Origin of the sequence: Streptomyces sp. NPDC059788 (assembly GCF_042732265.1) — a bacterium.
Classification (GTDB): Bacteria; Actinomycetota; Actinomycetes; order Streptomycetales; family Streptomycetaceae; genus Streptomyces.
Genome location: NZ_JBHWHY010000030.1, coordinates 1 through 18,164, shown reverse-complemented (window position 1 = coordinate 18,164; position 18,164 = coordinate 1). Strand labels below are relative to the sequence as shown.

The 18,164-nt window shown below is 73.1% G+C and carries 15 protein-coding genes; 7 read left to right on the top strand and 8 right to left on the bottom strand.

What is annotated here, in order from left to right; genetic code table 11:
* Window positions 1–28 precede the first annotated feature (28 nt).
* A complete protein-coding gene (locus tag ACFV57_RS25220; protein WP_385236535.1) occupies window positions 29–1,348 on the bottom strand; it encodes a multidrug effflux MFS transporter in 1,320 nt (439 codons plus the stop codon).
* A 178-nt stretch (window positions 1,349–1,526) separates the two neighbouring features.
* Window positions 1,527–3,131, bottom strand: a complete 1,605-nt coding sequence (locus tag ACFV57_RS25215; protein ID WP_385236810.1) for an alkaline phosphatase D family protein — start codon at window positions 3,129–3,131, stop codon at window positions 1,527–1,529.
* A 282-nt stretch (window positions 3,132–3,413) separates the two neighbouring features.
* Here ACFV57_RS25215 and ACFV57_RS25210 point away from each other — a divergent pair, with 282 nt between their 5' ends.
* The 6 genes from ACFV57_RS25210 to ACFV57_RS25185 all read left to right on the top strand — a co-directional run bounded on the left by ACFV57_RS25210 (window position 3,414) and on the right by ACFV57_RS25185 (window position 10,290).
* Window positions 3,414–4,364: a DUF4429 domain-containing protein gene (locus ACFV57_RS25210; protein ID WP_385236532.1), complete on the top strand. Its 951-nt coding sequence runs from the start codon at window positions 3,414–3,416 to the stop codon at window positions 4,362–4,364.
* Window positions 4,365–4,413: 49 nt separating this feature from the next.
* A complete protein-coding gene (locus tag ACFV57_RS25205; RefSeq protein ID WP_385236529.1) occupies window positions 4,414–5,214 on the top strand; it encodes an SDR family oxidoreductase in 801 nt (266 codons plus the stop codon).
* A 189-nt stretch (window positions 5,215–5,403) separates the two neighbouring features.
* Window positions 5,404–6,465, top strand: coding sequence for a trypsin-like serine peptidase (locus ACFV57_RS25200; protein WP_385236526.1), 1,062 nt, complete (start codon window positions 5,404–5,406; stop codon window positions 6,463–6,465).
* Between the two features lie 383 nt (window positions 6,466–6,848).
* A complete protein-coding gene (locus ACFV57_RS25195; RefSeq protein ID WP_385236522.1) occupies window positions 6,849–7,751 on the top strand; it encodes an SAM-dependent methyltransferase in 903 nt (300 codons plus the stop codon).
* Window positions 7,752–7,801: 50 nt separating this feature from the next.
* A complete protein-coding gene (locus tag ACFV57_RS25190; RefSeq protein WP_385236519.1) occupies window positions 7,802–10,033 on the top strand; it encodes an ArnT family glycosyltransferase in 2,232 nt (743 codons plus the stop codon).
* A gap of 179 nt (window positions 10,034–10,212) precedes the next feature.
* Window positions 10,213–10,290 carry a 50S ribosomal protein bL37 gene (locus tag ACFV57_RS25185; protein ID WP_370443954.1) on the top strand — a complete coding sequence of 26 codons (78 nt, stop codon included), beginning with the start codon at window positions 10,213–10,215 and terminating at the stop codon, window positions 10,288–10,290.
* An 81-nt stretch (window positions 10,291–10,371) separates the two neighbouring features.
* On the opposite strand, the gene ACFV57_RS25180 is transcribed toward ACFV57_RS25185, so the two are convergent.
* From ACFV57_RS25180 to ACFV57_RS25155, 6 genes are all read right to left on the bottom strand, one after another.
* A complete protein-coding gene (locus ACFV57_RS25180) occupies window positions 10,372–10,872 on the bottom strand; it encodes a peptidylprolyl isomerase (protein ID WP_385236515.1) in 501 nt (166 codons plus the stop codon).
* Window positions 10,873–10,938: 66 nt separating this feature from the next.
* Window positions 10,939–12,336, bottom strand: coding sequence for an aminotransferase class V-fold PLP-dependent enzyme (locus ACFV57_RS25175; RefSeq protein ID WP_385236512.1), 1,398 nt, complete (start codon window positions 12,334–12,336; stop codon window positions 10,939–10,941).
* A 19-nt stretch (window positions 12,337–12,355) separates the two neighbouring features.
* Window positions 12,356–13,594, bottom strand: coding sequence for an MFS transporter (locus ACFV57_RS25170; protein ID WP_385236509.1), 1,239 nt, complete (start codon window positions 13,592–13,594; stop codon window positions 12,356–12,358).
* A 160-nt stretch (window positions 13,595–13,754) separates the two neighbouring features.
* Complete coding sequence (locus ACFV57_RS25165; protein WP_385236506.1) at window positions 13,755–14,708, bottom strand: alpha/beta fold hydrolase; 954 nt, start codon at window positions 14,706–14,708, stop codon at window positions 13,755–13,757.
* Between the two features lie 305 nt (window positions 14,709–15,013).
* The gene (locus ACFV57_RS25160) at window positions 15,014–15,697 is read right to left on the bottom strand and encodes a hypothetical protein (protein ID WP_385236503.1); all 684 of its coding nucleotides are present in this window, start codon (window positions 15,695–15,697) and stop codon (window positions 15,014–15,016) included.
* Complete coding sequence (locus ACFV57_RS25155; RefSeq protein WP_385236500.1) at window positions 15,697–17,058, bottom strand: APC family permease; 1,362 nt, start codon at window positions 17,056–17,058, stop codon at window positions 15,697–15,699. The genes ACFV57_RS25160 and ACFV57_RS25155 overlap by 1 nt, the downstream gene beginning before the upstream one ends.
* 70 nt (window positions 17,059–17,128) lie before the next feature.
* On the opposite strand from ACFV57_RS25155, the gene ACFV57_RS25150 reads away from it, so the two are divergent.
* On the top strand, window positions 17,129–18,121 hold the full coding sequence (locus ACFV57_RS25150) for a GlxA family transcriptional regulator (RefSeq protein ID WP_385236496.1): 993 nt from the start codon (window positions 17,129–17,131) through the stop codon (window positions 18,119–18,121).
* Window positions 18,122–18,164: the final 43 nt, after the last annotated feature.

Sequence of the window (18,164 nt, the reverse complement as noted above, 5' to 3'; positions counted from 1 at the left end):
GGGGTGCCGTATCGCAGTCCCGTTGCGTTCAGAGCCTGGTCCTCTCGCCGGTCCCGGTGGCGGTCTCCTCCCTACGCTGCCACGGGCGGCACAGTCCCAGGAAGCTCAGCAGCGCCAGTACGCCACAGGAGAGCTGGACGACGGCCATCGGTACGGCGGTGTGCTCGCCCGCGATGCCGACCAGCGGCGAGGCGACGGAGCCCAGGAGGAAGGTGGAGGTGCCCAGCAGGGCCGAGGCGGAGCCCGCCGCGTGTCCGGAGCGCAGCAGCGCCTTGGTGTTCGCCGACGGCATGACCAGGCCCATCGCGGACATCAGGACGAACAGCCCGGCGGCCATCGGCCACAGTCCGACGTCGCCGAAGACGCCGCCGGCCATCAGCAGCAGCGCCGTCGCGGCGGCGGTGATCACGCTCAGGCCGATGCCCAGCACCACGTCCAGGCTGACCCGGCCGACCAGCACCTTGCCGTTGATCTGGCCGACCAGGACCAGGCCCACGGAGTTGACGCCGAACAGCAGGCTGAAGGTCTGCGGGGAGGCGCCGTAGATCTCCTGGATCACGAACGGCGAGGCGGAGATGTACGCGAACAGCGCGGCGAAGGCGAACGCGCCGACGATCAGGTAGCCGGAGAAGGCGCGGTCGGCGAGGAGGGAGCGCATGGTGTGCAGGGCCTCGGCGAGGCCGCCGGAGTGCCGGCGTTCGGGCGGCAGCGTCTCGTGCAGGCGGCGCCAGACCAGCAGGGTGAGCAGGATGCCGACCACGGTCAGCACGACGAAGACGCCGCGCCAGTCGGTGATCCGCAGGATCTGCCCGCCGATCAGCGGCGCGACGACGGGGGCGACGCCGGAGATCAGCATCAGGGTGGAGAAGAACCGCGCCATCGCCACGCCGTCGTACAGGTCGCGTACGACGGCCCGCGCGATGACGATGCCGGCCGCGCCCGCCAGGCCCTGGAGCAGGCGGAAGGCGATGAGCAGTTCGGCGTTGGTGGCCAGGGCGCACAGCGCGGTGGCCACGATGTAGATGATCATGCCGACGAGCAGCGGGCGGCGGCGCCCCCACTTGTCGCTCATCGGACCGACCACCATCTGCCCCAGGGCCATGCCCGCGAGGCAGGTGGTCAGGGTGAGCTGGACGGTGGCGGCCGGGCTGTGCAGCGCGTTGGTGACCTCCGGCAGGGCCGGGAGGTACATGTCCATGGAGAGCGGCGGCACCGCGGTCAGGCCGCCGAGGATGAGGGTGACGAGCAGGCTGGTGCGGCGGGACGCGGCGGGCGCCGCCGCCACGTCCCGCTCGGCTATCGGAACGCTGTCCTGGGTTTCCGTCGTTCCGGTACCGGGGTCCGTCATGAGTGTCTCCATGGATGATTGATGGCCTGACCATGGTGTCATGCACGGAACGGCCCCCGGCGCGCTTTCGGCCAGACCTTCGGACGGGGCTCTGCGACCTTGGAACCGGGTCGCAGGGCCTAGGACCAGCGGGCGGGCCCGCCGCGGGCCCGCACGGCCGGCCCCCGTCGTACGGGCCTCAGGCCGGTTTGAGCCCCGGGTCGCCCGCCTCGGACACGAACGACCCGGCCGTGATCACCGGCGCCCCCGGCTTCGTGACCGCCGACACCGTGCGGAAGTCGGCGCGCGCCTTCTCCCGGTCCAGCGTGACCCGCAGGTAGCCGCGGCGGCCGTTGTAGAACTTCATGTGCGGGTTGGCCGCCATGTACGTGCCCCAGTTGGCGGGCTTGTCCGCGCCGTCCTCGCCGCTGGCGATCGAGGTGGTCACGAACTCCACGCCCGCCGTGCGCGACTTCTCGTCCCGGAAGTCCCGCTTGACGTCGAACGCGTAGTGCACGTGCACGTCACCGGTCAGCACGACGAGGTTGTCCACGCCCGCCGCCTCCACCCCCTTCAGCACCCGCTCGCGGGAGGCCGGGTAGCCGTCCCAGGAGTCCATGCTGAGCTTGTAGCCGGGCCCGGTGGCGTTGCGCCGCTCGGAGAAGGTGACCTGCTGCGGCAGCACGTTCCACAGCGCCGTGGAGGACCGCCAGCCGTCGATGAGCCAGCGCTCCTGCTCCTTGCCGGTCAGCGTGCGGGCCGGGTTGGTGGACTCGGGGCCCGGGGCGTGCCAGCCGTCGCCGTACGCCTGGTCGGAGCGGTACTGGCGGGTGTCCATGACGTCGAACTGGGCGAGCTGCCCGTAGTGCACGCGGCGGTAGAGCCTGGCGTCCGGGCCGTACGGGCGCTGCGGGCGGCGCAGCGGCTGGTTCTCCCAGTACGCGCGGTAGGCGGCGGCCCGGCGCAGCAGGAACTCACCCTTGGGGGCGTTGTTCTCGCTGATGTCGTCGGCGTAGTTGTTCTCCACCTCGTGGTCGTCCCAGGTGACGATGAACGGGTGCGCGGCGTGCGCGGCCTGGAGGTCGGGGTCGGACTTGTAGAGCGCGTACCGCAGCCGGTAGTCCTCCAGCGTCACCGTCTCGCGGTTGAAGCGGGCGGGCAGCTTGCGGTCGGTGTACCTGCGGGCGCCGCCGACGGCGTCCACCGGGTACTCGTACAGGTAGTCGCCCAGATGGAAGACGACGTCGAGGTCCTCGGCGGCGAGGTGGCGGTGGGCGGTGTAGTAGCCGTCGTGGTACGCCTGGCAGGAGACGACGCCCAGCCGCAGTTCGTTGTTCTTCGCGCCGCGCGCGGGGGCGGTGCGGGTGCGGCCGACCGGGCTGATCCAGTTCCCGGCGCGGAAGCGGTAGTAGTAGACGCGGTCCGGCGCGAGGCCGGTGGCCTCTATGTGCACCGCGTGGTTGAACTCCGGGTGCGCCTCGGCCCGTCCGCGCCCCGCCAGGCGCCGGAACTTCTCGTCGTACGCGACCTCCCAGCGCACCGTGACGCGCGCCTGGGGCATACCGCTGCCCGGCTCGTACGGCTTCGGGGCCAGCCGGGTCCAGAGCACGACGGAGCCGGGCAGCGGGTCGCCGGAGGCCACGCCGAGGGTGAAGGGATTCTCGGTGATCTTGCGGGCATCGGCCTCGGCGGCGGCGTACGCGACGCCGGTGCCCGGCAGGTTGGCCGCGAAGGCCAGCGCCGCGGCGGCCCCGGTGCCGGTGAGGAAGCGGCGCCGGGCGAGCTGTGCGGCGGCGGCCCGCATCTCCTGCGTGTGCGGTGCGCCCTGGGGCCCCTGCTCGGGCCGCGCGTCCTGCTCGTACTGACCTTGACGGGCCATCTGCCCCTCCCTGGACTGGTGTTGTCACCAGCGATTGGAGGGGCGGAGTACGGCGCTCCGCTGTCGCACGCTCGACGCACGCATGACAACCGGGTGATGTCTGCGCCCGTATCGGACGCCACAGGACAATCACGGCGGGCCCGGCGGCCCCGGTGACGGCGGATCGCACCCTCCGCCACCGGGGCGGCGTTTCCGTAGGATTCGGGCATGGCTGAACTGATGGCGCGCGACGGCACCTGGTCCTTCGACGGCGACCGGGTGTGGATCGTGCCGGGGCGGGACCGGGGCGTGCACCGGCTGCGGCAGGACCTGGGCGAGACCTCCGTGCCCCTGGAGGCGCTGGCGGGCATCGCCTACGAACCGGCCCGCAAGGGCGGGCGGTTGCGCCTGCGGCTGCGGGACGGCGCGGACCCGCTGCTGTACGTCACCGGCGGCGGCCTGCCGGACGACGCGAACCCGTACCAGGTGGCCGTGGACCCGGACCGGACCGGCGTCGCCGAGTACTTCGCCGACGAGGTGCGCCAGGCCATGCTCCTCGACCAGGTGGCGACCGGGCCCACCGACCGCTACCTGCTGCCGGGGCCCGCCGTACCGCTGTCCGCCGCGGGCGTGGACGGTGTGGCGACCTTCGACGGGGAGCATGTGCACATCGACTGGCGCTGGACCACCAGCGAGAGCAAGAAGCACGCGGGCGCCCGGGACTTCGCCCTCGCGGACCTGGCCGGGGTGGACTGGCGCCCCGCCTCCGGCCTGGAATCCGGCTATCTGCGCTTCCGGCCGAAGGGCGTCACGGCGAAGCTCAAGCCGGAGCACGACCCGAACGCCATCGAGCTGTGGGGCTTCAAGAAGGAGAGCGGCCGCACCGCCCTGCTCGCGGCGGCGGTCGCGGCGCGGCTGCCGCACCCGTCGGGCGGGGCCGCGCCGGGAGCGGTGGCCGGGCCGGAGGCGGGGGCGGTCGCCGGGCCACCGGCCGCACCGGCCCTGGAGAAGGCGGCGGACGCGGGCGGCACGGGCGCCGGCAGCGGCGGGGACGGCGCCGACGTACTGCTGCGCCGCCTGCGGGAGCTCGGCGAACTCCACCGCGACGGCATCCTGACCGCCGAGGAGTTCTCCGCCGCCAAGGCCGCGGTACTCAAGGACTTCCACGGCACCGGCTGAGCGGAGAGCCGACTCCCCGGGCGCCCGCCCCGCGCCCTACCCTGCCGCCATGACGACACCCGACACCACGCGCGCACCCGCACCGGCCGCACCGACCGCCCTGATCACCGGTGCCGGGTCCGGCATCGGCCGCGCCGTCGCCCTGGCCCTCGCCGGGGCCGGCTGGTCGCTGGCGCTCGCCGGACGGCGCCCGGAGGCCCTGGAGGAGACCGCCCGCCGGGCGGCGCAGGCCACACACGGCCCCGGAGGCCCCGGCACCCTGTGCGTGCCGTCCGACGTGTCCCGCCCCGACCAGGTGGACGCCCTCTTCGCCGCCGTACGCGACCGCTTCGGCCGGCTGGACCTGCTCTTCAACAACGCCGGTACGTTCGGGCCGCCGGTACCGCTGGACGAACTGTCGTACGACGACTGGCGCACGGTCGTCGACGTCAACCTCACCGGCGCCTTCCTCTGCGCCCAGGCCGCCTTCCGCACGATGAAGGAGCAGGACCCGCGCGGCGGCCGCATCATCAACAACGGCTCCGTCTCCGCGCACACGCCGCGCCCGCACTCGATCGCGTACACCGCCACCAAGCACGCGGTGACCGGCCTGACCAAGTCGCTCTCCCTGGACGGCCGCCCGTACGACATCGCCTGCGGGCAGATCGACATCGGCAACGCGGCGACCGAGATGACCGGACGGATGCGGACCGGCATCCCGCAGGCCAACGGCACCACGGCGGTCGAACCGGTGATGGACGCGGCGGACGTGGCCCGTACGGTCCTGCACATGGCGGGGCTGCCGCTCGGGGCGAACGTCCAGTTCGCCACGGTGATGGCGACGGCGATGCCGTACATCGGCCGCGGCTGACACGCCCGCCGGCCACCGACCGGCTTCCGGACTTCCCCGCGACGCGCTCCTGACAGACGGCGCGTCCGGTGGGACTCTTCCTGACGCACGTCCATCCGCACCGCTCATCTGCCGGGCCGCGGGACCCGCGGCCACGTAGTCGACGGCCGCGCGGTTCGCCACCACGCGGCCCCGCAGAAGGAGTCACGCGTGAGACGAATCGTCAGCACATTCCCCGGCACCCGCGGTCGCGGTGTGTCCCGTGCGGTCGCCGGTGCCCTGACCGCCGTCGGCGCCCTGCTCGTCTCGGCTCTCCAGGCGGGCCCGGCCGGCGCGGCCGGTACGGCGGGCACGGCCGGCGCCGCGGGCACCGCGGCCACGGGTGCGTCCTCCTCCGCGGCCGGCTTCTGGACGGCGCAGCGGATGCGCGAGGCGACCCCGCTCGACCTGCGCACGGCCGGCCCCGAAGCGTCGGCGAAACCTTCCGGCAAGGCGGCGGACACGGCCTCCCCGTCCGTACGGCGCGGCGCCGAACGCACCGTACGCCCCAGCCTCCCCCGCACCACCGCGCCCGCCCCCGCGCTCAGGTCCTTCCCGCAGGCGGGCGGCCCGTGGACCGGCGGCGGCGCCGTGACGCACACCGCCGGCCGGGTGTTCTTCACCTATCAGGGCCGCACCGCCTCCTGTTCGGGCAACGCCGTCACCAGCGCGAACAAGAGCACGGTGATCACCGCGGGGCACTGCGTGAAGCTGAACGGCGCCTGGCACACCAACTGGGTCTTCGTGCCCGGCTACCACGACGGCCAGGACCCGTACGGCAAGTGGTCCGCCGCCAAGACCCTCGCGACACCGCAGTGGACGGCGAGCGAGGACATCAACTACGACGTGGGCGCCGCGGTCGTCACCCCGGTCGGCGGTCAGCAGCTGACCGACGTCGTCGGCGGCCAGGGCCTCGCCTTCAACACCGGCTACAACAAGCCGATGTACGCCTTCGGCTACCCCGCCGCCTCGCCGTACGACGGCAGCAAACTCATCTACTGCAGCGGCAACACCATCAAGGACCCGCTGTTCTCCACGGACCACGGCCTGTCCTGCAACATGACGGGCGGCTCCAGCGGCGGCCCCTGGTTCACCGGTTTCGACGAGGCCACCGGCACCGGCCTGCAGTCCTCGGTGAACAGCTTCGGCTACACCTTCCTGCCGAACACGATGTTCGGGCCGTACTTCGGTGACGACGCCGAGAACCTCTACGACGAGGCGCAGTCGAGCTGACCCCACCCGCACGAGCCGTTCGGAGGAGGGCCCGCGGGCCCTCCTCCGGACGGCAGCACCGCACACGGGGTTCCCCGGAGCTCTCGTTTCCGGGGCGGCACGTCAATTCACGCACGGATTATGCAGGGCGCGGTATGCCCGGAGCCCAATTCTCACGCTTTTCATGTCCTTCTCATGGAAAACTCATCGACGCCGCCCAGCCGATCACAATTACTCCGGCACGCCATCGGTTCATGGATCTTGAATTACTTGTCCGATTCCGGTCCTTGTGGAATGTAAGCCCCCCACCCGGCCCTTTCCGGTGCTAGCGTCCATTGAGCGGAAGTACAGCACTCCAGGCTCACCCATTCCTTGCCCGACCACCCGTCGCCGAGGGGACTTTCATGACGCTGACTGACAACGGTACGAGCGACGGCACCGGCGGGAGCGGCGGTCCGGCGCCGGCTCCCGAAGAGGTCGGCGCGATGTACGACCGGTTCGGCGACCTGCTCGCCATGGTGCTCGGCAGCAGCGCCCTGCACGTCGGCATGTACGTCCCGCACGGCGAACGCACCCCGGTCACCTCCCTCCTCGACCTCTGCGACCTCGCCCAGGACCGGCAGACCGAATACCTCGCGGACATCCTGTCCGCCGGGCTCCCGCCGGACGCCCGCCTGCTCGACATCGGCTGCGGCACCGGCGGCCCGGCGATCCGGCTGGCGCAGCGCACCGGCGGCCGGGTCACCGGCATCACCGTCAGCGGGAGCCAGCTCGCCCGCTGCGAGGAGCGGCTGAGCACCGCCGGGCTGGCCGGCCGCGTCGACTTCGCGTACGGCAACGCGATGCGCCTGGACCACGCGGACGACTCCTTCGACGCCGCCTGGTCCATCGACTGCTTCCCCCACCTGTCCGACCGGCCCGCCGGACTGCGCGAGGCCCGGCGCGTGCTGCGCCCCGGCGGCCACCTGCTGATGACGGAGTTCACCCGGCGCGGCACCGCCGACCGGACGGAGGTGGACGCTTTCACCCGGCTGTGGACATCCCCGCCGCCCACCTCCTTCGCGAAACTCTCCGACGAGATCGAGGAAGCCGGTTTCCGCGTCGCCCGGGTGCAGAACATGACATCGAACGTCGCACTGTGCGGCGAGCTGATGTACGCCCTTTACAACGAGCGGCGCGACGAGATCGAGCAGCGTTTCGGAAAAGAGGCGGTCGCCCACACCGACCCGCTGATGAAACCGTTCCGTACGTTCTGCCAGCACCATGTGGACTATTACCTGCTGCTGCTCAGCAAGCCGGAGAGCTGACCCGGGGCCGGCCGCCCCGCCCGCACCGACCCGAGAGCTGAATTTCCCCCATGTTCGCCAAACCTCCCTTCGGCCTGCCCGTTTCCCCGGCGGCACCGAATTCCGCCGCCTCCCCCGCCCCGGCCGACGCCTCCACCTCACCCGCCGCCGCTGCCCCGTCCGCCGCCCCCACCGGGTCCGCGCCGCTTCCGTCTCCCGCCCGGCGCACTCCCGCGCCCGGGCCCCCGCGCACCGCGCCGGGCCGACGGCCGCGCCGCCGCCTCGAATTCTGGCGCTCCCCAGGGGACCAGCCCCGCTGGGCACGCCCCGCCCTGCTCGGCGTCGCCGCTCTCGCCGGGCTCCTCTACGCGTGGAACATCACCACCAGCGGCCTGGCCCCCTACTACTCCGTCGCCGCCCGCAGCATGACCGAGAGCTGGAAGGCGTTCCTCTTCACCGCCTACGACCCCTCGGCCACCATCACGCTCGACAAGATCGGCGGCTTCCTGTGGCCGCAGGCCCTCTCCGCCCGCCTCTTCGGCTTCCACGACTGGGCGCTCACCCTGCCGCAGTGCGTCGAGGGCGTCGTCTGCGTCCTCGTCCTGTACCGCGTCGTACGGCGCTGGCAGGGTCCCGCCACCGGCCTGCTGGCCGCCGCGCTCCTCACCCTCACCCCCGTCACCGCCTCCATGTTCGGCCACGCGATCCCCGACGCGGCCCTGATCATGTGCCTGCTGCTGGCCGTCGACCGCTACCAGCTCGCCGTACGCGGCGCCCGCCTGCGCTCGCTGGTGTGGGCCGGTGTCTGGGTGGGGCTGGCCTTCCAGGCCAAGATGATGCAGGCGTGGCTCATCGTCCCCGCCCTCGCCGTCGGCTACCTCGTCACCGCCCCGGTCACCCTGCGCGCCCGGATCGGCCACGTACTGACCTCGGGCGTGGTGCTGCTCGCGGTGTCGTTCTCGTGGGTGCTGATGATGACGTTCACCCCGAAGGACGTACGCCCGTACGCGGACGGCTCGACGAACAACAGCGCGCTGTCGATGGTCTTCGAGTACAACGGCTTCAGCCGCCCGGCCGACAGCGGGCCAGGGGGCCCCGGCCCGCGCACGGGGCCCGACGGGCCCGGCCGCCCTGGCGCGGCGGCCCCGCCCACCGCCGAGGGCGGCCGGTCCGGCGGCACCCCGCGCACCGGCCCCGGCAGCTCTCCCGGCGTCCGCAAGACGGTCAGCCTCGGCAGCGAGAAGAACACCTGGTACAAGCTGCTCACCTCCCGCTTCACCACGCAGATCGGCTGGCTCTACCCGCTCGCCCTGATCGGCCTCGTCCACGGCCTGGTCCTGCGCGGCCGGCGCCCCCGTACGGACCGGCTGCGCGGCGGATATCTGGTGTGGGGCGGCTGGCTGCTGACCACGGCCGCCGTACTGAGCCTGATCGACATCCCGCACACGGCGTACGTGGCCGGCCTGGCCCCCGCGCTGGCCGCGCTGGCCGCCGCCGGAGCCGTCACCCTGTGGCGCGTCCACCGCGCCGCCGCGAGCGGCCCGGCGCGCTGCCTGTTCCCCCTGGCCCTCGCCGTACAGACGGCCTGGGCGTCCTCCCTCGCCGCCGCGCACACGGACTTCGCACCCTGGCTCGTCCCCGTGGTCATCACGGCGGCCCTCACCGGCGTCCTGAGCCTGCTGTCCTACGGCCGCGCCACCGGCCGCCGCGTACGCCGCCTCGCCCTGGCCTCCCTGACCGCCGCCTGCGTCGCCCTGTTCGCCGCTCCGGCGGCCTGGTCGCTGTCCGTACTGGACCAGCGGTACGCGGGCTCGTCGTTCGAGGCGCACGCCGGTCCGGGCGGCCAGAACGCCACGGCCGGGGCGCCGGGCGGCGCGGTCTACGGAGGCGCGGGCGGCGCTTCGTACGACATGTCGCAGGCCCCGCTGACCGCCGCCCAGAAGCGCCTGCTGGACTACGTGCGGCGGCACGACGGCGACGCCAGGTACACCCTCTCCGCCGACGGCGGCTGGGCCCGGTCCCGGGCCATCACCCACACCGGCCTGCCCATCCTGCCGCTGGGCGGCTTCGCCGGGATGGCCACCTCGGTCACCCTCGACGGGTACCGGCACCTGGTCGCGTCCGGGCAGCTGCGGTTCGCCCTGCTCAACCCCACCCGGGCGGCGGGCGGCGGCCGCTCGGAGACCGCGAAGATCAACGCCTGGGTCCGCTCGGCCTGCGCCGAGGTCGACCCGAAGGCGTACGCGGCTGCCGGCGACCCCTCCCTCCCCGAACCCCTCTACGACTGCTCCTCCGCCTCCTGACCGCGCGTTTCCCGCTCCGCTCCCCCGTGCCCTGCCGCCCCTCGCCTCGTTCACCGTGAGGTGTCTCACGAGGTGTATGGCGATCCGTGAGGCGGGTATCCGGCCCCGGGACCCCGAGGCAGGGCACCGGTATGAAATGGTAGAAATACGGAGCAATGCCCCTGCGGAGAGGAGACGCCATGTCGTCGAAGCGACGCCGTAAGAAGAAGGCACGTCGTAAGAACGGCGCCAATCACGGCAGCCGTCCCCAGTCCTGAGCGGCCACGCCCGCCGGACGACGCGAAGACCCCCGGGACCAGGTCCCGGGGGTCTTCGCTGTCTGGGGCGCGGCGGACCCGTTACGCGGCGTCCACGACGCCCGAGGACGCCACCTCGATCTTCGCGGAGGTGGCGCCGGAGCGGGAGCCGAGCCCCTCGATCTTCTTCACCAGGTCCGAGCCCTCGACGACCTCGCCGAAGACCACGTGCGCGCCGTCCAGCCACGGCGTGGCCACCGTGGTGACGAAGAACTGCGAGCCGTTGGTGTTCTTGCCGGCGTTCGCCATGGACAGCAGGAACGGGCGGTCGTGCTTCAGCTTGAAGTTCTCGTCCGCGAAACGGTCGCCGTAGATGCTCTTGCCGCCGGTGCCGTTACGGCGGGTGAAGTCGCCGCCCTGGAGCATGAACTCCGGGATGACCCGGTGGAACGGCGAACCCGCGTAACCGAAGCCGTGCTCGCCGGTGGCCAGCTCACGGAAGTTGCGCGCGGTCTTGGGCACGACGTCGTCGTACAGCTTGAAGGTGATGCGGCCTGCGGGGACGTCGTCGATGGTGATGTCGAAGAATACGTTTGAACTCATAGAACCCATCCTTCCACTTCCCCTGCCCCCGCAGCGCCGCAGGTCGGCGTAGCCGCAAGGCCCCGGTCAGCGGAGGGCGGCCACGGCCCTGACGACCTTCCCTATCTGCTCGGGGCCGGTGACGACGGTGGGGCCGAAGCGCAGGTGCGGCTCGGCGTAGGGGGTCTCGGTGGCGATGACGCGATGGGCGGCGCGCAGTTCGTGTTCCGCGCGGGCGGCGGTCCAGCCCTCGACCGTGCAACAGACGACGCCGGCCGACATCGACGGGTCGTCGGGCGTCAGCACGCGCACGCCGGGGAGCTCGCGCAGGCCGTCCTTGAGGAGGGCCGCCTGGGACTTGATGCGGGCGGTGACCCGGGCCCGGCCGATCATCTCGTGGAAGCGGACGGCCTCGGGGACGGCCCAGCGGTGTTCGAAGGAGTGGTAGCCGCCGGGCGTGCCGAGGATCGCGGGGGCCGCCACCGGGTCCCGGCCGCCGACCCAGCCCTCGTAGCCCTCCCGGCTGAAGTTGGGGATGACCGGCCGCACGAGGGGCCAGTGCTCGGGCTTGCCCCACAGCAGGCCCGTGCCGCGCGGCCCGTGCAGCCACTTGTGGGTGCTGGTGGCGAAGAAGTCGCAGCCCAGGTCCGCCATGGTGACGTTCTCGGCGGCGAAGCCGTGCACCCCGTCCAGGCAGAGCAGGACATGGTCGGCGCGGGCCCGCCGCGCGTTGACGTCCCGCAGCGCGTCGGCCACCGCCCGCGCCGGCAGCTTGACGCCGTTGTCGGAGTTGACCCAGGTCAGGGCCAGCACGCGGGTGCGCGGGGTGAGGGCGCGGACGATACGGGAGACGATCTCGTCGGTGGTGGCGCGCGCCGGATCGCCGTACAGCCGGATCTTGCGGACGGGCGTGCCGTCCCGCTGGCTGCGCAGCCGGAGCGCCTGGTGCGTGGCGTAGAAGTCGTGTTCGCTGGTGAGGATCTCCTGGCCGGGCCGCAGCTTCAGGCCGCCGTAGAGGAGGGCGAGGCCCATGGTGGTGCTGTCGGTCAGCGCCACGTGGTCCGGGTGGCCGCCGAGGTAGCCGGCCAGGGAGGTGCGGACCTCCAGGCTGCGGTCCTCGTCGACGAAGCCGGCGCCGACGGCTATCGGGTCCGCGTCCAGCTGGTCGCGGGTGCGGTCGATGGCGTCGCGTACCTGCCGGGGGTGTGAGGCGAGGACGTACGCGGAGAACTGGAGGTAGTCGCGCGACAGGGCGAACTGGTCGCGTACGGAGGCCCAGTCCTGCGGGTCGAAGGCACGGGGGGCGGCGGGCGCGGCGGAGCCGGCCCGGACGGGGGCCGCCTGGGCCGTGGCCGCCGGTAATCCGGCGACCGCGGTGGCGCCGATGACGGCCGTGGCGAAGCCGCGGCGGCTCAGGGCGCTCCGGCCGGCGCCGGGCTCCGTGGTGGGCGAGGGTCTGTGCGAGGGGCTGAGCGAGGCGTTCAAGGCGGTTCCCCGTTCGTGGTCAGAGTGGCAGTGAGGTGCTGTCCGCGCTCGTGGGCGTAGCCGCGGAGGTCGAGGGGGTGTCCTGCTGGTGCCGCTTGGCGCGGACCGCGATGGCGACCGCGGCGGCGACGGCGAGGATCTCCAGGCCGGCGGCGGTCCAGCCGATGGCGAAGGGACCGGAGTGGTCGAGGGCGACGGAGCCGAGGAACCCGCCGAGGGAGATTCCGGCGTAGATGGCGCTGGCGTTCAGCGACAGGACGACGCCCGCCGACTGCGGTGCCAGTTCCACGAGGCGGTGCTGCTGGAGCGGGGCGAAGGACCAGCCGAAGACGCCCCAGACCACCAGGGCCACGGCCGACAGGGCGGCGCCGAGCGAGCCGTGCACCCCCAGCGAGCCGAGCGCGCCGAAGGAGGCCAGGGCGACGGTCAGGCCACAGGTGCTGATCACCATGAGCCGGGTGGTGGGCAGCCGGTCGGCGGCCCGGCCGCCCAGCGCGTTGCCCGCCACCGCCGCGACACCGAAGATCATCAGCCAGATGCTGAGCATGCCGCCGTGGATGCCGGCGATCGCGTCCAGGACCGGGCTCATGTAGGTCAGGACGGCGAACGCGCCGGAGATCCACAGCACGGTCAGGCCGAGCGCGGTCGGGATGCCGCGGACCCGGGCCACGGACAGCCGGGTCGCGATGCCGGCCGCGGGCTCGGGCGGCATCGTCGGGAGCTTCCACATCAGGCCGGCCGTGGCCAGCACGCTCAGCCCGGCCACGACCACGAACGTGGTGCGCCAGCCGAACGCCCCGCCGATGAAGGTGCCCAGCGGCACGCCGACGGCGGTGGCCACGGCGATGCCGGCCCCCACGGTGCCCAGCGCCCGGCCGCGCTCCTCGGCGGGCACCAGCGGCGGCACGGCGGCGGCCGCGGCCGGGGTGAACACGGCGGCGGTGAGCGCCGCGAGGACCCGCACGGCGAGCATCGTCCCGTACGAGTCGACGAGCGCGGCGGCGAGGTTGGACACGGCGAACAGGGCGAGGCTGCCGATGAGGAGCGGGCGGCGCGGCAGGCTGCCGATCGCGACGCCCAGCAGCGGGGCGCCGATCGCGTAGGCCAGGGCGAAGACGGTCACGAACTGGCCGGCCTGGCTGTCGGTGACGCCGAGGTCGCGGCCCATCTCGGGCAGCAGACCGGCGATGACGTAACCGTCGGTGCCGATGGCGAACGTGCCGACCGCGAGCATCAGCAGCCATACACGGCGGAACATGGGAGAGCACCTCCAAGGACGGACCGGGCCCCGAGGTGACGCGCGGGCCGGGTGGGAGCGGTCGGCCGGCGGCCCCTGGAAAGGGGCTGCCGGGAACCGGGGGGCCTCAGCTGCGCGGCGTGTGTCGGTGACCCGGTCGAGGGTGACGTTGCCGGTGTGGTCAGGTGGTCTGCAGGAAGAGCTGGAGGAGTGCCAGCAGCGTCTCGGGGGCGTCCTCGGAGGGGAAGTGCCCGGCGTCCGGCAGTTCGATCACCGGGGCGTCGGGGAAGGCGAGCTGGAAGGCGGGGATGACGTGGCGGGGCAGCAGCGCGGTGTCGCGCATCCCCTCCACGAGCATGGCGGGCTTGGCGCGTACGGCGGCGACGGCGGCCGGGTCCGGCTCCGGCGCGGGGGCCGCCTCCGGGTCGGGGGCCACCAGCTGCTGCGGGAAGCGGAGCACACCCTCGCAGGCGGCCCGGTCGGTGAAGTGCGCGGCGTAGGCCCGTACCCAGGTGGGTGTGACGATCTGCGGGCGGGCGATGGTCTGCAACGAGAGCATCAGGTGCGTGACGCTGTCCCCCGCGCCGCCCAGCGCCCGCTCCAGCGTGCCGTTCGCGTGGGCGGCGCCCGCCCAGCGGAACCAGTGGCTGTCGGCCATGTTCTCGGCCATCAGCTTGTCGTAACCGGGCAGGCCGAGCGGGAGCACGGTGTTGGTGGCGAAGATCCGGGCGACGCGGTCGGGGTGCCGCAGCATGAACCCGGTGCCGATGGGGCCGCCCCAGTCGTGCAGGACCAGGGTGATGTCGTGCAGGTCGAGGACGTCGACGAGCAGCGTCTCCAGATTGTCCACGTGCTCGGCGGCGAGGTAGGTGCGGTCCGCGGGGGTGTCGCTCTTGCCGAACCCCATGTGGTCGGGGACGACGACCCGCCGTTCACGGGCGAGCGGGCCGATCAGGTGGCGCCAGAGGTAACCCCAGGTCGGTTCGCCGTGCAGGAACACGACGGGGCCGCCGCTCCCGGCTCCCTCGGCTCTCTCGGCTCCCTCGTCCACGTAGTGCTGCCGGAATCCCGCTGCGTCGGTGAAATGCGGCCGGTAGGGCCACGTGCCGTCGAAGGTCTCTGCGGCTGGGATCATCCTGCTCTTTCCTCACTCACGTACGCATGGGGCCATGGCCGGTTTCCGCCTTCGCGGTCGACCCGCCGGCCGCGGTGTCCGGCATCCCGACGCACCGCTGTTCAAGGATTCCGGAGGCGCCCGCCGGGCGGCAATCAGCAGAAGCGTCAGTGGGCACAGAATTCCTGCCATATACAGCCGGTATCGGGGGCCGCTTCATACCGGCCGGGCCCGCCCGCCGGGCTCCCGGGAAAAACCGGCGGGCCATTCTCGCCATTCGGCCGGAATGGAGTGCTCCAAGTGGCCGGATTCGTACGCGGCAGGTGTCACCATTCCGCCGCCCGGGTGAATCGGAGGTAGCAGTAGTCGTCCAGGATCTTCGCGAGGGAGCGGCCCGGTCCGCCCAGCTCGACCGCCACCGCCTGCTCGTCGAGCCCCGTCCCGGCGAGGAGCTGCCGCGCCCAGGACCGCCCGAGACGCTGGTGGGCCGCGAAGGCGGCGGCGTCCCGGGCGCCGTGCAGGCGGCGGGCGATGGCCTCGTCCCACGGCATGACGGCCCGCGGGCACAGCCGGTACAGCAGCTTGGAGGCGGCCGTCGGCCCCAGCGGACGGGGCCGTTCCGGAGCCCCCACGGGCACCGCCGACAGATCTTCGAAGCTCCCCGCCACGGCGTCGACCTGCGGGTCGGTCAGCTCCGCGAGGAAACCGCCGACGGGCAGAGCTGCGGCCCACCGGCTCCACCAGTCCCGCACGCCGACCTCGAACAGGTCGATCTCGCCCGGCCGGGGATACCTCAGCCGGCAGCCCCAGGAATTCAGCCAGCGCAGCAGTTCCCGGCGATGGCCGTGCAGCGCCGGATCGAGGACCGCCCCGTCCCCGTCCGCGGCCGCGGCGGACGCCCCGCCGGTGAACGCGGCGACGGCGGCGCGCAGGGTCTCCAGATCCGGCGCCGCGTCGTCCCGCGCACCGGGCGTCCGCGCCCCCGCGCCGGACAGCAGTTCGTTTCCCATCACATGACCTCCGTGGCCTCGACGACGTCCGGTGTGGCGGGCCGGGCCGCGGAGGGCCCGTCCGTGGGGGCGGCCGGCGGGCCGTCCCGGGGCGCCCGCCGCCGGCGCCACCCCACGTACAGCAGGGCCGCCGCGGAGACGGCCAGCGGCCAGAGCAGATAGCCGCCCGACATCGCCAGCAGGACCAGCACGGCGGCCAGCGCCGCGAAGGACGCCGCGCGCCCCTTGCTGCGGCGCGGCAGCAACCGGATCGCGGCGGCGACCCCGACCGCGTACACCGCGACGAAGGAGCCGGTGGTCAGCAGCACCAGCGGGCGGGTGCCCGTGTGGGTGAGGACCGTCGCGAACAGGGCCGCGAAGCCCAGTACGGAGACCACGCACAGGCTGCGGCGCGGCACCTCGCCGACCACGCTGCCGCGGGCCAGCCACGCCGGCAGCGCACCGTCCCGGCCCAGGGCGGCGCCGAGCTTGGCCGCGCCCGCGTAGTAGGCGTTCATCGCGCCGAGGGTGAGCAGCAGGGCGGCCCCGGCGGCGAGCAGGCGGGCCTGGCCTCCCAGGCCGCGCGCCATCAGTTCGCCCAGCGGCGCTTCGGTGTCCGCCGCGCCCGGTCCCAGTACGGCGATGACGGCGAAGGCGACCGACACGTACAGCACGCCGACGATCACGACGGCCAGGCCCGCGGCCAGCGGTACGGTACGGGCCGGCCGGCGGAACTCCGCCGCCAGATGCGTGATCGCCTCCCATCCCGCGAAGCTCCACACCAGCAGCGCCGCCGCCGGGCCGATCGCCGACCAGCCGTGCGGAGCGAACGGCTGGAAGTTCGCCGCCCGCGCGTGCGGCAGGGACAGCGCCAGCGCCAGCAGCAACAGCACCACCAGCAGACCCACGAAGGCCAGCTGGAAGCGTCCGGCCATCTTCACACCGGCGGCGTTGGACACGGTGACCGCCGCCATGAGGCCGACGGCCGTGGCGACGGTGGTGGCCGTGGAACCACCCAGGGCTTCGGAGACGTACGCGCCCCCGAAGAGGGCCGCCGCGCTCGAACCGGTGGGCACCGCCAGGTAGAAGCACCAGCCCACGACGGCCGCCAACCGGTCGCCGAACGCCAGCCGCGCGTACGTCGACACGCCTCCCGAGTCGGGGAACCGGGCGCCGAGCGCCGCGAAGGAGGCCGCCAGCGGCGCGGAGACCACCACCATGGCGATCCAGGCCAGCAGCGAGGCGGGGCCCGCGGCCTCGGCGGCGAGCGCGGGCAGGGCGATCACCCCGGTGCCCAGCACGGCGCCGACGTACAGGGCGGTGCCCTGTACCGCCGTGAGCCGGCCCTCCTGGGCAGCTCCCTTGATCAACGTCTCCGTCACGTCGGTAGCTTGACGTGAACAAGCCCTCCGGAACACCTGCAGAACTGCCGACGTGCGCTAAGTTCCTGCCATGCCCCGTCATGTCGTGGCGATCGCGGTCACCGATGCGACGCCGACCTTCGAACTGGCCGTCCCCTGCGAGGTCTTCGGTATCGACCGCAGCGACATCGCCGATCCCTGGTACGAACTACGGCTGTGCGCGGCGGAGCCGGCGCCGCTGCGGACCCCGGCCGGCCTGCGGATCGAGGCGCCCTATGACATGGACGACCTGCTGGAGGCGGACACCGTCATCGTGGCGGCCTGTGCCCGCCCCGTCCAGCTCGATCCGCCCGCGTCCCTGATCGCCGCCGTGCGCAAGGCCCACGAGCTGGGGCGCCGGATCGTTTCCCTGTGCACCGGCGCGTACGTGCTCGCGCACGCCGGTCTGCTGACCGGCCGTCCGGCCACCACCCACTGGATGAACGCGGCGGATTTTGGCCAGCGATTTTCGGACGTGGATTTCTCGCCTTCGGTGCTCTACACCGAGAGCGACAACGTCTTCACCTCGGCCGGCAGCGGTGCCGCCATCGACCTGTGCCTGCACCTCGTACGCCAGGACCACGGTTCGGCGGTCGCCACGGAGATCGCCCGGCGGATGGTCGTGCCGCCGCACCGCGAAGGCGTGCAGGTGCAGTACACGAAGCCGCCCGTGCGCCCGCGCGAGGGCGACGAGCTCAATCCGGTCCTGCAGTGGGCCCGCGACCACCTGCACGAGCCGCTGACCGTGCCGCAGCTGGCCCGGGTGGCGAACCTCGGCGAGCGGACCTTCGCGCGGCGCTTTCGTGAGGCGGTGGGCACCACACCCCTCCAGTGGCTGCTCCAGCAGCGGGTGCGGCTGGCGCAGGAACTGCTGGAGACCACGGACGAACCGGTGGACAGCGTCGCCCGGCACAGCGGCTTCGGCACCGCGACGAACCTGCGCTACCACTTCGGCCGGGTCACCAGCGTCTCCCCGCAGACCTACCGGCACGTCTTCCGGCACCGCGCCGCCACCCAGCGGCAGCTGCGCAGCGCCGCGTCCTGAGGCCCGGCCGCCAGGTCACGCGGTGCGCGGCCCGCTCCGGAGC